Consider the following 14,709-nt stretch of genomic DNA (forward strand, 5'->3'; position numbering starts at 1 on the left):
ACACCCCACCCACAGAGTCGGCAGTCGGAAAATCATCCAGCCCCCGGAGCGGCCACCCCCGGAACCGCCCCGGCCACCCACCCTCCCGAGAGCCCACCGAACACCCACAGACCCCCCACCCCACCGCCCTCGGCGCCGAGTACGGCCTGGCGGGGCTACCGCCAGCTGCCGGAAGCCCGGCGAGCCGCCCGAGGACGGGTCACGCCCTGCTCCCCGCAGCCGCCCGGTGTGCCACGATGAGGAGAAAACGTAACGGCCGGACCCCGCAGGGAGGTTGACCACCATGGACCCGATCCTCAGTTGCCGCTGGCGCGATCAGGACGGCGAGTGGGAACTGACCGTCCGCCACAATGGCGCCGATTGGGAGCTGTTCGCCGCCGCACCGCTCTGGTCGGAGTCACTGCCCTTCGCCGACCCGGACGAGGTCCGCCGACTGGCCCAGGCCCTCCTCGACCTGCCCGCCGATCCGGAGCCGTACGAGTTCGAATGGGAGCTCTCCCGAACGGAGTTCGCCCGCACCGAGAAGGAGCGCACCCACTTCGCGACCTTCGCCGTCGGGCTTGACCCCACCGACGAGCACCGCCCGTACCTCGCCTACCAGTCCTACCACCATCTGGGCCAGGCCACCGCCCTCGGCCTGGAGGTGATCTGCGAGGACCCGCCGGTCGACCACCTCCGCGCCCAGGCCCACGCCTTCCTCACCAACTGCCCCGGCCCGCCGCCCCTGCGGCCGTAGGCCCCGACAGCCGATCCGCCCAATCAGCCGATCCGCCCCCTCAGCCGACGGCCCGCACCGCCCAGTCCAGCACCTCGGCCGAACTCTCCGGCGCCACCCACCCGTTGACCACCGCCAGCAGCATCAGGTACCGCTCCCGCCGCGGATCCGCCATCGCCCTCAACCGCCCCACCAACCGAGCACGCACAGAATCAGCCTCTTCCTCCGCAGTACCCACCAGCCGGGCATACCGCTCCAGCAGCACGGCACCCACCCGCGCCCCCTCATCCGACCCCGGCGCCACCCCGGCCGCAACCGCTGGACCGACCAACTCCCGCACCAGCACAGCCAGTCCGGGCCGAGGGAAAGTACCCGGACCAGCCTCCGCCGCCTCGCCCTCCGCCAACCCGCGCAACAGCTCACGGAATCCGGCATCCCCGGCCAACAGCGCCAACTCCAGCCACGCCTCGACCTGTTCGACCGACGGGTCCTCCGGCAACTCCGGCGTCAGCGACCGAGCGACCCCGCCGAACCGAGCGACCCCGCCGAAACAACCGTCCCCGGAAGGACCACTCCCCGAAGCCCCCTCCCCGAACACCTCGGCCAGGAACTCCTCGACCAGGCGGCCCCGTTCGTCCTCCGTCAACCGGGCCAACTGGTACACGAGCGTCAACTCCTCTGCGGTGGCAGCCCCCCGCACGGCCACCGTCCGCAACGCCGCCTGCCGCAGCCTCAGCGCCCGGATCCGGACGTCCAGCGCCGCGGCGTGCGCCGCCGCGACCTCGGACAGCCCGAGCTCGCGCTCCAGCACCTGCCGGACCTCCCGCAGCCCGAGCCCGAGCTCGCGCAGGGTGCGCACCAGATCCAGGCGGGCGACAGCATCGGCGCCGTACCGCCGGTGGCCGGCCGGGTTGCGGTCGGCCGGCGACACGATCCCGTGGTCCGAGTAGAACCGGACGGTCTTCACCGTCAGCCCGGTCCGCCGGGCGAGCTCGCCGATGGTGAGAAGCGGGCCGGTCGTGAGGAGCGCATCGTCGTTCATGCCCACCACCCTGCCGCCTCCCCCTGCGGGAGGTGCAAGCCCTACCGGAGGCTCAAGCCCCTACCGGAGGCGCGAGCAGGCCGCTCAGGCGGTCCGCCGCAGCAGCGCCAGGTACATCGCGTCCGTCCCGTGCAGGTGCGGCCACAGCTGCACGTCCGGCCCGTCCCCGAGTGCCGGAACGCCGGGCAGCAGCGGCCGCGCGTCGATCCACTCGACCCGGCCGCCCTCGCCGCGCAGCACGTCCTCGACGACCGCCCGGGTCTCCGCGAGGTGCGGCGAGCAGGTCGCGTAGCCGACCACGCCACCGACCCGGGTGGCCTCGATCGCCGAGCGCAGCAGGTCCCGCTGGAGCGGCCCGAAGGCCGCGACATCGGCCGGCCGGCGCCGCCAGCGCGCCTCCGGACGGCGCCGCAGCGCGCCCAGACCGGAGCACGGCACGTCGACCAGCACCCGGTCGAAGCCGCCGGAGCGCCAGGCCGGGCGCGTCCCGTCGGCCGCGATCACCGTGTACGGGCCGGGGTTGCCCTCCAGCGCCCGCGCCACCAGCCGGGCCCGGTGCGGCTGCTTCTCGCTCGCGACCAGCCCCGCACCCCGCTCCGCGGCGAGCGCGCCGAGCAGCGCGGCCTTGCCGCCCGGTCCGGCGCAGCCGTCCAGCCAGAGCCGGTCCGGACCCTCCAGCGGTGCGGTGGCCAGTGCCAGCGCGACCAGCTGGCTGCCCTCGTCCTGCACGCCCGCCCGGTTCTCCCGCACGGCGGTCAGCGCGCCCGGGTCGCCGCCCTCGGCGAGCCGCAGCGCGAACGGGGACCAGCGCCCGGGCGTGGCCTCGGGGAGCGCGTCGGCCAGCTCGCCGACGGTGGCCCGGCCGGGCCGGGCGACCAGGGTGACCTCGGGCCGCTCGTTGTCGGCCCGCAGCAGCTCCTCCATCGCGGTGCGTCCGGAGGCGTCCGGCTGCCAGCGGCCGAGCGAGTCCCAGAGCGCGGAGACCACCCAGCGCGGGTGGGAGTGCACGACCGCCAGGTGGTCCTCGGCGTCCTTGTCGTACGGCGGGGCGACCTGCGCGATCCAGGCGTCCAGGTCGTGGGCGCTGATCCGGCGCAGCACGGCGTTGACGAACTTGGCCTTGCCGTCGCCGAGCACCACCCGGGCCAGCTCGACGGTCGCCGAGACGGCCGCGTGGGTGGGGATGCGGGTGGTGAGCAGCTGGTGGGCGCCGAGCGAGAGCACGTCCAGCACCGGCGGGTCGACCTTGCTCAGCGGCCGGTCGATGCAGGCGGCGATGATCGCGTCATAGGTGCCCTGCAGGCGCAGGGTGCCGTAGACGAGCTCGGTGGCGAGGGCGGCGTCGCGCCGGTCCATGCCCTTCTGCTCGGCCTCGCGCAGCAGGGACGGCAGGATCAGGTTGGCGTACGCGTCCCGCTCGTCGACGGCGCGCAGTGCCCGGAACGCGACGATCCGGGCCGGGTCCTTCTTCGGCCGACGGTGCGGACGGGGGGCGCGCTTGGCGCCGGCGGGCGTGCTCACGAATACCTCAAGGTGCTGCGATGGTTATCAGAAGGGTGGTTATCAGAAGATCTCAGACGAACAGTAACGCCAAAGGTAACGCCAAACCTGACGGTCAGCCCTCGGAGCCGCCGGCCGGGAGCCCGAAGCGCTCCCCGGGCTCCAGCCGCGCGCCGCGCGCCCAGTCCGCCGCCCGCATCTCCTTCTTGCCCTGCGGCCGCACCTCCCCCAGCTCAACATCGTGCGACCCGGTGCCGACCCGCACGCTGTTCTTGCCGACCATCGCGACCTCGCCCGGCGCCAGCTCGGCGGACTCCGGGAGCAGCTTGACCGGCCCGGTGACCTTCAGCCGCTCGCCCCGGAACTCCGTCCACGCCCCCGGCGCCGGCGCGCAGCCGCGCACCACCCGGTCGATCCGCAGCGCCGGGTGGTTCCACTCGATCCGCGCGTCCTCGACGGTGATCTTCGGCGCGAGGGTGACGCCCTCGGCCGGCTGCGGCACGGCGTGCAGCGAGCCGTCCTCGATGCCGTCCATGGTGGCCGCGAGCAGCCGGGCGCCCGAGACCGACAGCCGGGTGAGCAGTTCGCCGCTGGTGTCGCTCGGGCGGATCTCCTCGGTGATCACGCCGTAGACCGGGCCGGAGTCCAGGCCCTGCTCGATCAGGAAGGTGGACGCGCCGGTCACCTCGTCGCCGGCCAGCACCGCGTGCTGCACGGGGGCCGCGCCGCGCCAGGCGGGCAGCAGCGAGAAGTGCAGGTTGACCCAGCCGTGCTTGGGGATCTCCAGGGTGCCGGGGCGCAGCAGCGCGCCGTAGGCGACCACCGGGCAGCAGTCGGGGGCGAGTTCGGTGAGCCGGGCGACGAAGTCCGGGTCGCTGGGCTTCGCCGGCTTGAGGACCTCGATCCCGGCCTCCTCGGCGCGCTGGGCGACGGGGCTGGCGACCAGCTTGCGCCCGCGCCCGGCGGGGGCGTCGGGGCGGGTGACCACCGCGACGACCTCGTGCCGGTCGGAGTCGATCAGCGCGTCCAGCGCGGGAACGGCGACCTCGGGGGTGCCGGCGAAGACGAGACGCATCAAGTGCCTTTCTGCAAACGGGGATCAGGAGAGGACGGACTCAGCGCGCCGAGCCGAAGGTGCTGTGCGGGGATATCTTGACGACCGGTGCCGGTCCGGCGCTCCAGTCGCTCTCCCGGATGGCCTTCAGTGCGGCCTTGCGCTGCTCCCGGTCGAGCCGGTCGATGAAGATGATGCCGTCCAGGTGGTCGGTCTCGTGCTGGATGCACCGGGCGAGCAGCTGGGTGCCCTCGACCGTGACCGGATCGCCGTACATGTTGAAGCCCTTGGCCACCACGCCGTAGGCGCGCTTGGTGTCGTAGCGCAGTCCGGGCAGCGAGAGGCAGCCCTCCGGGCCCTCCTGCTCGTCCTCGCTGAGCGACAGGTCCGGGTTGATCAGGTGGCCCGTGACGCCGTCCACGTGGTACGTGAACACCCGTAGCGAGACGCCGAGTTGGGGCGCGGCGAGGCCGGCGCCGGGGGCGTCGAGCATGGTGTCGGTGAGGTCGCTGACCAGGTTGCGCAGTTCCTTGTCGAAGGTGGTCACCGGCTGGGCGGTGGCCCGCAGGACGGGGTCTCCGAAGAGACGGATCGGCTGGATCGCCACGGGGTACGGGCTCCTGTCCGCGAGGGCACGGGCTTTCGGGCAACGACTGGTTCACCGCAAGTCTATGCAACTCGCCCGAGCGCTCCGACGGGCCGTCCCCGGACGCCGGCAGTGGCTTCCGACGACGCCCGCACCGCCCTCCGACGACGCCCACACCGGCTTCTGGCATATCCCGAGTCGCCGAGCGGCGTTACCCCGGCCCCCGCTTCGGCGTTGGTCAAGAGAGATTGACCGGGGCCGGGCGCACGGGACACCGCGCCCCGGCCGAGCTGAACCGTACGGAAGGTGGCACGTAGGCCATGGCCGAGCAGATCAACCACGACGCCCGGGCGCGGGCGAGCCTGCACCTGCTGGTGCGGGACATCGAGCGGGTGAGGCGCCAGGTCGATGCGCTGCGGACGCTCACCGCCCAGTTGGGCAACGTCTACCGTCCGCGCCGTCCGAGCACCTCGGCCGGCTTCGTGGTGTACGGACGGGCGCCCGCACCGACCGTGCGCCTGGCGCAGGAGCTGCGGGAGAGCGTGGAGACCCTGGTGGCGGCGGCGGTCGAGTTCGACCGGGCACTGGGCTTCTCCTGGGACTCGGTGGGCTCCGCCCTCGGGGTCACCAAGCAGGCCGTGCACCGGCGCTACGGCATGCGCCGCCCGACCAGCGAGCTCCTCGCCGCCAGCGGCGCCGTCCCGGGCCCCAGCCGCCCGGACCGCTCCGAGGAGCTCCCCGCCCCCATCGAACGCAGCGGCCTGGCCACCACCGTCCCCGCCGCCCGCCAGGGCGGCCTGGACCGCGCCGCCCTTGACCGCGCCCCGATCGAGCGCACCCCCATCGACCGCACCCCCATCGAGCGCACCCCCATCGAGCGCACCCCCATCGACCGCAGCGGCAGCATCGACCGCCCGCAGCCCGACCGCACCGGCATCCCCCTCCGCGGCTGACCGACCCCGCCAGAACCGGGCCATCCCGGGGCGGGGTGGCCCACTCACCCCGCCCCAGCGGCCCGGTCGACGGGCCACTGCCTGACGGCCGCACCCGACGACCACCATCCGGTGTCCGCCACCCGAGGCCCGCCACCCGCCACCCGCTACCCGATGTCCGTCGGATCCACCCGCACCCGCACCGCCTCCGCCGTCCGCAGCGCGATCCGCGCGATCTGCGCCGCCTTGAGCGCCGCAGCCAGCGCGGCCCCCTGCCCGGGCGCCACCCGCAGCAGCGCCCGCTCCTGCTCCTCCCCCCGCAGCGCGGCCACCGGCACCGGCCCGAGCACGTCCGCGCCCTCCGGCAGCCGGATCAGGTTCAGCAGATCGGCGACGGCCGCCGGGCTTCCGCTCACCGAGGCCATCCGGGAGACCGGCGGGAAGTGCAGCTGCGCCCGCTCGTCCCGTTCCAGCCCGGCGTGCCCGAGCGGGTCCCAGCGCACCAGCGCCTGCACCGGCCGGGCCGACGGCTCGGCGACCACGACCACCGTCCCGCCCTCTCCGGCCGGCCGGGAGAGCGCGGCCGCCGCCAGCCAGAGCCGCAGCGTCTCCTCCCCGGCCCGGAGGTCGGGCCGACTCAGCAACGCCCAGCCGTCCAGCAGCAGTACGGCCCCGTACCCGCCGCCGTCCTCGACCACCGGCTCGGCGCCCGGGGTGGAGATCACCAGGGAGGGCTCGTCCGGCACGGTGTCCAGCACCGCGTCCCGTCCCGAGGTCCGCACCGGGATCCGCGGGAAGGCCTTGCCGAGTTCCTCGGCCGTGCGCCGGGCGCCGACGACCTGCGCCCGTAGCCGGAAGGAGCCGCACTCGGGGCAGTGCCAGTCGTTCTCCACCTCCCCGCACCACCCGCACCGCAGCGCGGCGTCCGCCGAGGGCGCCTCCAGCGGCCCCTCGCAGCGCCGGCAGCGGGCGGGGGTGCGGCAGCGCCCGCAGGCCAGCCGGGGCACGTAGCCGCGCCGGGGCACCTGGATGAGCACCGGGTGCCCGGCCGCCAGCGACTCCCGAGCGGCCTCCCACGCCACCGACGGGAGCCGGGCGGCCTGGGCGGCGGCGTCCCGGTGCTGGTCCTGGTCGGTGACGGTGCGCACCCTCGGGGCGACCTGCCGGACCGTCTCGCGGTCGGCGACCAGCGGCCGCGCCCAGCCGGTGCTGACCAGCTGCGCGCCCTCCACCGTCACCGCGTGCCCGCCGAGCAGCACCGCCGCGCCCTCCTCGGCGGCGCGCAGCAGCGCGACCTCGCGCACGTGCGGGTGCGGGGCGCGCGGGTCGCTGTGGCTGCTGTCGCCGTCGGACCAGACCACGACCAGCCCGAGGTCGCGCACCGGCGCGAACATGGTGGCCCTGGTCCCGATCGCGGCGTGTACCGAGCCGCGGCTGACCGCGAGCCAGCGCCGGTAGCGCTCGCGCGGGCCGAGCTCGGCCTCCAGCGCCATGTGCATCCCCGGTCCGAGCAGTTCGGTCAGCGCCTGGTCGACCCGGGCCACCGAGCGCCGGTCCGGCAGCACGACCAGTGCGCCGCGCCCGCCCGCCAGCGTCGCCGCGACGGCCCGGGCGATCTCGTACGGCCAGCCGGGCCCGGGCAGCGCCGCCCACACCGCGCGCGGCGAGCCGCCGCCGGCCAGCGTGGCGAGGAAGTCCGGTCCGGCCGGGTAGCGCTGCCAGCCGCCCGGCGCCGGGGGCTGGGGGCGCGGCAGCGGCGGTGGCGAGGGCTCGGCCTCGGCCTTGGCGTGCCTGGGCGGTACGGCCAGTTGCAGCACGTCGGCCAGGGTTCCGGCGTACCGGTCGGCGACGGTGCGGCACAGTCGCAGCAGCTGCGGCGAGAGCACCGGCTCGGGTGAGAGCACCTGGGCGAGCGGGGCGAGCGGGCCGGCGAAGTCGCTCTTCTCCAGCCGGGCGACGATGAACCCGTCGTGCAGTTCCCCGCCCTCGCGCTGGCCCTTGACCACCCGCGCCCCGAAGCGCACCCGCACCCGGGCCCCCGGTTGGGCCTCCTCGGCCATGGCGGCCGGCACCTCGTAGTCGAAGAACTTGTCGATGGTGAGCACGCCCTTGTCCACCACGACCCGGGCCACCGGCAGGTGCTCGGCCCGCTTGGCCCCCTTCCACGTCCGGGGCTTGGCCCGCTTCACCGTCTCCCGGATGAACGCCAGCTGCTCCGGCTCCCCTGTGTTGCTCATCGCTCTCAGTACTACCAGGTCACACCGACAAACCACACACAGCGAAAACGGCGCCCACCCCCGAACGAGGGCGGGCGCCGCTTCACACCACGGGTCAGTCCTGGACGGCAGCCTTCAGCTGCTCCACCCGGTCCGTGCGCTCCCAGGTGAAGTCCGGCAGCTCACGGCCGAAGTGGCCGTACGCGGCGGTCTGGGAGTAGATCGGGCGCAGCAGGTCCAGGTCGCGGATGATCGCGGCCGGACGCAGGTCGAAGACCTCGGAGACGGCCTTCTGGATGGTGAGGACCGGCACGGTCTCGGTGCCGAAGGTCTCCACGAACAGGCCGACCGGCTCGGCCTTGCCGATCGCGTACGCGACCTGCACCTCGGCGCGGGCGGCGAGGCCGGCGGCGACGATGTTCTTCGCCACCCAGCGCATCGCGTACGCGGCCGAGCGGTCCACCTTGGACGGGTCCTTGCCCGAGAAGGCGCCGCCACCGTGGCGGGCCATGCCGCCGTAGGTGTCGATGATGATCTTGCGGCCGGTGAGGCCGGCGTCGCCCATCGGGCCGCCGATCTCGAAGCGGCCGGTCGGGTTGACCAGCAGGCGGTAACCGTCGGTGGTCAGCTTGATGCCCTGGTCGGCGAGCGCCTTCAGCTCCGGCTCCACGACGAACTCGCGGATGTCCGGGGTGAGCAGCGACTCGAGGTCGATGTCGCTGGCGTGCTGGGTGGAGACGACCACGGTGTCGAGGCGGACGGCCTTGTCGCCGTCGTACTCGATGGTGACCTGGGTCTTGCCGTCGGGGCGCAGGTACGGGATGGTCCCGTTCTTGCGGACCTCGGTGAGCCGGCGGGAGAGGCGGTGCGCCAGGGTGATCGGCAGCGGCATCAGCTCGGGCGTCTCGTCGGACGCGTAGCCGAACATCAGGCCCTGGTCGCCGGCCCCCTGCTTGTCCAGATCGTCCTCATCGCCTTCGACCCGGGCCTCGTACGCGGTGTCGACACCCTGCGCGATGTCGGGCGACTGGGCACCGATGGACACCGACACGCCGCAGGAGGCGCCGTCGAAGCCCTTCTTGGAGCTGTCGTAGCCGATCTCCAGGATCTTGTCCCGGACGAGCTGGGCGATCGGCGCGTACGCCTTGGTGGTCACCTCGCCGGCCACGTGCACCTGGCCGGTGGTGATGAGCGTCTCCACGGCGACCCGGGACGTCGGGTCCTCCCGCAGGAGAGCGTCAAGGATGGTGTCGCTGATCTGGTCAGCGATCTTGTCGGGGTGTCCCTCGGTCACGGACTCCGAGGTGAACAGGCGGCGAGACACAGCGCTCCCTGGGGTTGCAGCGGCTGCTGACTGAAGGCCCCCGGCGAACCGGGGACATCCGGAAAGACTTGATTCCTGGAGTGTAACGGTCTGCTTCCGCCGAACGTCACCCGCTTCCGGAAATCAAGACCGTTCTCGAGCGGAACCCGATCAGTTCCGACCCGGTTCCAACCGCTTTGCGACCAGGTCCCAGACGACGTCCGCGAGCGCCTCCTTCGGGCCCACCGGTACGGGGGTCTCGCTGCCGTCCGAGCCCAGCACCACGGCCTCGTTGACGTCCTGGCCGAAGGCCTTGCCGTTGCCCACCTCGTTGACGACCAGCAGGTCGCAGCCCTTGCGGGCGAGCTTGGCGCGGCCGTTGGCGAGCACGTCGTCGGTCTCCGCCGCGAAGCCCACCACCAGTTGACCCGAACGGGGACGGTGCGCCGACAGCTCGGCCAGCACGTCGGGGTTGCGGACCAGCGCGACCGGCGCCGGCTCGACCCCCTCCACCTTCTTGATCTTGCCGGTCGCGTACTCGGCGGGCCGGAAGTCCGCCACCGCCGCGGCCATCACCACGGCGTCCGCGTCCTCGGCCGCCTTCAGCGCCGCCTCGCGCAGCTCCAGCGCGGTCGAGACGTGCACCACGTCCACCCCGGCCGGGTCGGGCAGCTCGGCGTTGGCCGAGATCAGGGTCACCCGCGCGCCGCGCGCCGCCGCGGTCACGGCGAGCGCGTAGCCCTGCTTGCCGGAGGAGCGGTTGCCGAGGAAGCGCACCGGGTCCAGCGGCTCCCGGGTGCCGCCGGCCGAGACCACCACGTGCCGCCCGGCCAGGTCGGTCGGCACCGGCCCGCCGCGGCGCAGCACGGCCCGGCAGGCGTCGAAGATCGCGGTCGGCTCGGGCAGCCGCCCCTTGCCGGTGTCCTTGCCGGTGAGCCGTCCGACGGCGGGTTCCAGCACGATCACGCCGCGGCGGCGCAGCGTGGCGACGTTCTCCCGGGTGGCCGGGTGCTCCCACATCTCGGTGTGCATCGCGGGCGCCACGACGACCGGGCAGCGGGCGGTGAGCAGGGTGTTGGTCAGCAGGTCGTCGGCGAGCCCGTGGGCGGCCTTGGCGATCAGGTCGGCGGTGGCGGGGGCGACCACCACCAGGTCGGCCTGCTGCCCGATCCGCACGTGCGGCACCTCGTGCACGCGCTCCCAGGTCTCGGTGGCGGCCGGGCGGCCGGACAGTGCGGCCCAGGTGGCCTCGCCGACGAAGTGCAGTGCCGCCGCGGTGGGCACCACGGTGACCTGGTGGCCGGATTCGGTGAACCGGCGCAGCAGCTCGCACGCCTTGTAGGCGGCGATCCCGCCGCTGACGCCGAGGACCACGCGAGGAGCGTCCGCGTTCGCGCTCATGGACCGACCTTTCTCCGCAGCTGGGACCCGCCCACCCTACGACCCCTCAGTTGCCACCCGCACGGTGCCCCACCTCACAGCGAACACCCGCAGCAAGCACCCACAGCAGACGCCGGAGGGCCCGGCGGCCCCGACCCAGAACGCCGGAGGGCCCGGCGGAAAGATTCCGCCGGGCCCTCCGGTGAAGGTACGGGACTGCCTCAGGCAGCCTCGACCGCCTCGGCGGTCAGCATGCCCGCGTTGATCTCGCGCAGCGCGATCGACAGCGGCTTCTCGTGCACGTGGGTGTCGACCAGCGGGCCGACGTACTCCAGCAGGCCCTCGCCCAGCTGGGAGTAGTACGCGTTGATCTGGCGCGCGCGCTTGGCGGCGTAGATCACGAGGCTGTACTTCGAGTCGGTGGCCTCAAGCAGCTCGTCGATCGGCGGGTTGATGATGCCCTCGGGCGCGGTCATGGAAGAGGACACGCGAAAACCTTCCGAAAGGGTGGAAAAGACTGACAGGTCAGGCTACACCGAGCAAGGCTAGCAGTTCGGCCGCCACCTGCTCGACGGAGGTGTTGACAAGGGTGGTGTCGAACTCGGGCTCGGCCGCGAGCTCGACCTTGGCCGCCTCCAGCCGCCGTTCGATCACGTCCTGCGGTTCGGTGCCCCGGCCGGTCAGCCGACGGACCAGCTCGTCCCAGCTCGGCGGGGCCAGGAAGACCAGCTGGGCGTCCGGCATCGACTCGCGCACCTGGCGGGCGCCCTGCAGATCGATCTCCAGCAGGACGGGCTCGCCACGCTCCAGCTTCTCCAGCACGGCCGCGCGCGGGGTGCCGTAACGGTTCCCGGCGAACTCGGCCCACTCCAGCAGCTCGCCGTTGGCGACCAGCTTGTCGAACTCGTCGTTGTCGACGAAGTGGTACTGGACCCCGTTCTTCTCGCCGGGCCTCGGGTGCCGGGTGGTGGCCGACACCGAGAGCCAGACCTCGGGGTACATCTTCCTCATATGAGCGACGACCGTGCTCTTGCCGACCCCCGAGGGGCCGGAGAGCACGGTCAGCCGCGGACGCTCACTCATGCACCGATTATCCCGGATCGCGGACGATCCCGGGACCACGGGGGCACGGTCAGGCGGCGCCACCGCCGAACTCCCGCTCCAGGGAGGCGATCTGGTTCGTGCCGAGACCGCGGACACGGCGGCTCTCGCTGATGCCGAGGCGCTCCATGATCTGCTTGGCACGGACCTTGCCGACGCCCGGAAGGGACTCCAGCAGGGCCGACACCTTCATCTTGCCGATGACGTCGTTGTCGTTCTTGCCGGCCTTGATCACCTCGTGCAGGGAGGCGCCGGAGTGCTTGAGCCGGTTCTTGACCTCGGCGCGCTCCCGGCGAGCCTCGGCGGCCTTGGCGAGCGCGGCGGTGCGCTGTTCAGGGGTAAGGGGCGGAAGAGCCACGCCGTTCACCTCAGGGTGTGGAAGGAAGGGATTGAGCTATGACTGGTTTGGTACCGAGGACACCGTCCGCAAGGGGAGCCCAATGGGGAACCACAGGGCCCTGACCTGCGGGAGCTACGGGATTCGCGGCTCTCCGATGACCTATCGCCGGACACTACCCGCATTGCGGCGCCACGTCAGGAAAAGAACACGAAAAGTCCTGGTCAGCCAAGGCCGACCAGGACTTTCCAGGGCAAAATGACCGCGATTGCGAAACTTTGACGGGCCCGATGTGACGGCGCTCACGTCAACTCCCGTGCCGCGCCGCCGTCCTGCGGACACTGCGCACGGTCACCGCGCGCTCACCGAACGGCTACCGGCCGGACGCCCTCCGCTACTTGACGGCGTCGGCGAACTCCCCGACGAAGCGCTCCGCGGCCTCCCTCAGCGCCGGCACCGACGGCCCGTGCTTGAGCACGTCCCGGCTGACGCTCGGCACCACGTTGATCACCGAGGCGCCGAACACCCGCGGCAGGTCCGCCATGGTCGCGCCCTGAGCGCCGATCCCGGGGGCCAGCAGCGGGCCGTTGATGGCCAGGTCCACGCCCGCGTCGGCCAGCGTCGCGCCGACCACCGCGCCGAAGGAGCCCAGCGGCGCGGCGTCCGCGTTCTCGGCCGCCAGCTGCCGCAGCACCGCCGCCGCGACCGGCTCGCCGTCCGCACCGACCGCGCGCTGCACCTCGGCGCCCTCCGGGTTGGAGGTGAGCGCCAGCGCGAACACCCCGCAGCCCTGCTCGCGGGCCAGGTCCAGGGCCGGGCGCAGCGAGCCGAAGCCCAGGTACGGGCTGACCGTGACGGCGTCCGAGAACAGCGGGCTGGTGGGCGCCAGGAAGGCCTCCGCGTAGGCGGCCATGGTGGAGCCGATGTCGCCGCGCTTGGCGTCCATCAGGACCAGCGCGCCAGCCGCCCGGGCCTCCTCGACGGTCTTCTCCAGCACCGCGACGCCCTTGCTGCCGAAGCGCTCGAAGAAGGCGGCCTGCGGCTTGAGCACGGCCACCCGGTCGGCCAGGGCCTCCACCACGGTGCGGCTGAAGGTCTCCAGTCCGGCGAGGTCGTCGCCGAGCCCCCAGGCGGAGAGCAGGGAGGCGTGCGGGTCGATGCCGACGCAGAGCTGGCCGCGGGTGTCGAGGGCCTGGCGCAGCCGGGCGCCGAACGGGGCGAGGGTCATGTCGTCCTTTCCGAGGGTCGTGCGGGCGTTCCCGGGGGGCACGCGGGGGGTTCCCGGGGCCGTGCGGGCGTTCCCGGGGGTCATGCAAGGCGTTCCCGGGTCGTGCGGGCGTTCCGGGGGTGGTGCGGGCGGTTCAGGAACCGCGGACGGCGCTGCCGACGGCCGCCGCGAGGTCGCGGAAGCCCCCCGCGCGGACCCGGGCGGACAGGCCCCGGTGGATCCGGCGGCACCAGAACGGACCCTCGTAGATGAAGGCGCTGTAGCCCTGCACCAGGTCGGCGCCGTGGATGATCCGCTGCCAGGCGTCCTCGGCGGTCTCCACACCGCCGACCGAGACCAGCGTCAGCCGGCCCTCGGTGCGGGCGCGCAGCCGCTGCAGCACCTCCAGGGCACGGGCCTTGAGCGGGGCGCCGGACAGGCCGCCCATGCCGATCTCCTCGACCCGCTTCGCGTCGGCCCGCAGGCCCTCGCGGCCGATCGTGGTGTTGGTGGCGATGATGCCGTCCAGCCGCAGCTCCAGGGCGAGGTCGGCGACCGCGTCGACGTCCTCGTCGGCCAGGTCGGGGGCGATCTTGACCAGCAGCGGCACGTGGTGCGCGGTGGTGCGGTCGGCGGCCTCGCGCACGGCCGCGAGCAGCGGGCGCAGGTGGTCGACGGCCTGGAGGTTGCGCAGTCCGGGGGTGTTCGGCGAGCTGACGTTGACCACCAGGTAGTCGGCGTACTTGGCCAGCCGCTCGGTCGACTTGACGTAGTCGGCGACGGCGTCGGCCTCCTCGACCACCTTGGTCTTGCCGATGTTGACGCCGATCACCGGGGTGGAGCTGGTGTGCGGGCGGGCGGCCAGCCGGGCGGCGACCCGGGCCGAGCCCTGGTTGTTGAAGCCCATCCGGTTGATCAGCGCGCGGTCCTCGACCAGGCGGAACAGCCGGGGCGTGGGGTTGCCGGGCTGGGGCTCGCCGGTGATGGTGCCGATCTCGACGTAGTCGAAGCCGAGCATGGCCAGGCCGTCGATGCCGACGCCGTTCTTGTCGAAGCCGGCCGCGAGCCCGAACGGGCCGGGCAGGTCCAGGCCGAGGGCCCGGGTCCGCAGCGCCCGGTCGCGCGGGGCGAGGACCAGCCGCACCAGGGTGCGCAGGCCGGGGACGGAGGAGGCGAGCCGGATCCAGAAGAAGGCGAGGTGGTGGGCCTTCTCGGGGTCCATCTTCTTGAAGACGAGGTCGAACAGAAGCTTGTACAAGGGGGTCAACTCCCGGAACGCGGGCAGGAATTCAAGGCGCGGGCGCAGCCCGTCGAAAGAGGGGTGGCGGCGGGCGAC

13 protein-coding genes and 1 pseudogene are annotated in these 14,709 nt (G+C 73.3%); 2 read left to right on the plus strand and 12 right to left on the minus strand.

What is annotated here, in order from left to right; genetic code table 11:
- Window positions 1-283 precede the first annotated feature (283 nt).
- A complete protein-coding gene (locus ACWCYO_RS26365) occupies window positions 284-736 on the plus strand; it encodes a hypothetical protein (protein WP_449785587.1) in 453 nt (150 codons plus the stop codon).
- Between the two features lie 40 nt (window positions 737-776).
- Here ACWCYO_RS26365 and ACWCYO_RS26370 read toward each other — a convergent pair whose 3' ends face one another.
- From ACWCYO_RS26370 to def, 4 genes are all read right to left on the minus strand, one after another.
- Complete coding sequence (locus ACWCYO_RS26370) at window positions 777-1,757, minus strand: MerR family transcriptional regulator (RefSeq protein ID WP_449785588.1); 981 nt, start codon at window positions 1,755-1,757, stop codon at window positions 777-779.
- 84 nt (window positions 1,758-1,841) lie between these two features.
- Entirely contained in the window at window positions 1,842-3,278 is a 1,437-nt protein-coding gene (locus tag ACWCYO_RS26375; protein WP_270148418.1) for an RsmB/NOP family class I SAM-dependent RNA methyltransferase, read from the minus strand.
- Window positions 3,279-3,372: 94 nt separating this feature from the next.
- Entirely contained in the window at window positions 3,373-4,332 is a 960-nt protein-coding gene (gene fmt, locus ACWCYO_RS26380; protein WP_270148417.1) for a methionyl-tRNA formyltransferase, read from the minus strand.
- A gap of 40 nt (window positions 4,333-4,372) precedes the next feature.
- Window positions 4,373-4,918 (minus strand): peptide deformylase, encoded by a 546-nt coding sequence (def, locus tag ACWCYO_RS26385; RefSeq protein WP_270148415.1) that lies wholly within the window; start codon window positions 4,916-4,918, stop codon window positions 4,373-4,375.
- Window positions 4,919-5,217: 299 nt separating this feature from the next.
- Here def and ACWCYO_RS26390 point away from each other — a divergent pair.
- A pseudogene (locus ACWCYO_RS26390) lies at window positions 5,218-5,569 on the plus strand (hypothetical protein); the annotation flags it as partial.
- A gap of 427 nt (window positions 5,570-5,996) precedes the next feature.
- On the opposite strand, the gene ACWCYO_RS26395 reads toward ACWCYO_RS26390, so the two are convergent.
- The 8 genes from ACWCYO_RS26395 to ACWCYO_RS26430 all read right to left on the minus strand — a co-directional run bounded on the left by ACWCYO_RS26395 (window position 5,997) and on the right by ACWCYO_RS26430 (window position 14,631).
- A complete protein-coding gene (locus ACWCYO_RS26395; RefSeq protein WP_270148414.1) occupies window positions 5,997-8,066 on the minus strand; it encodes a primosomal protein N' in 2,070 nt (689 codons plus the stop codon).
- Between the two features lie 94 nt (window positions 8,067-8,160).
- Entirely contained in the window at window positions 8,161-9,369 is a 1,209-nt protein-coding gene (metK, locus tag ACWCYO_RS26400; RefSeq protein ID WP_270148412.1) for a methionine adenosyltransferase, read from the minus strand.
- Window positions 9,370-9,519: 150 nt separating this feature from the next.
- Window positions 9,520-10,749 (minus strand): bifunctional phosphopantothenoylcysteine decarboxylase/phosphopantothenate--cysteine ligase CoaBC, encoded by a 1,230-nt coding sequence (coaBC, locus tag ACWCYO_RS26405; RefSeq protein ID WP_270148410.1) that lies wholly within the window; start codon window positions 10,747-10,749, stop codon window positions 9,520-9,522.
- 200 nt (window positions 10,750-10,949) lie between these two features.
- Window positions 10,950-11,216: a DNA-directed RNA polymerase subunit omega gene (gene rpoZ / locus ACWCYO_RS26410; protein ID WP_030056185.1), complete on the minus strand. Its 267-nt coding sequence runs from the start codon at window positions 11,214-11,216 to the stop codon at window positions 10,950-10,952.
- Between the two features lie 37 nt (window positions 11,217-11,253).
- On the minus strand, window positions 11,254-11,811 hold the full coding sequence (gene gmk, locus ACWCYO_RS26415) for a guanylate kinase (RefSeq protein ID WP_270148408.1): 558 nt from the start codon (window positions 11,809-11,811) through the stop codon (window positions 11,254-11,256).
- Window positions 11,812-11,860: 49 nt separating this feature from the next.
- The gene (gene mihF / locus ACWCYO_RS26420) at window positions 11,861-12,187 is read right to left on the minus strand and encodes an integration host factor, actinobacterial type (RefSeq protein WP_030290269.1); all 327 of its coding nucleotides are present in this window, start codon (window positions 12,185-12,187) and stop codon (window positions 11,861-11,863) included.
- Window positions 12,188-12,560: 373 nt separating this feature from the next.
- On the minus strand, window positions 12,561-13,394 hold the full coding sequence (pyrF, locus tag ACWCYO_RS26425) for an orotidine-5'-phosphate decarboxylase (protein WP_270148407.1): 834 nt from the start codon (window positions 13,392-13,394) through the stop codon (window positions 12,561-12,563).
- Between the two features lie 133 nt (window positions 13,395-13,527).
- The gene (locus ACWCYO_RS26430; protein ID WP_270148406.1) at window positions 13,528-14,631 is read right to left on the minus strand and encodes a quinone-dependent dihydroorotate dehydrogenase; all 1,104 of its coding nucleotides are present in this window, start codon (window positions 14,629-14,631) and stop codon (window positions 13,528-13,530) included.
- Window positions 14,632-14,709: the final 78 nt, after the last annotated feature.

This window comes from Kitasatospora sp. NPDC001683 (assembly GCF_053596495.1).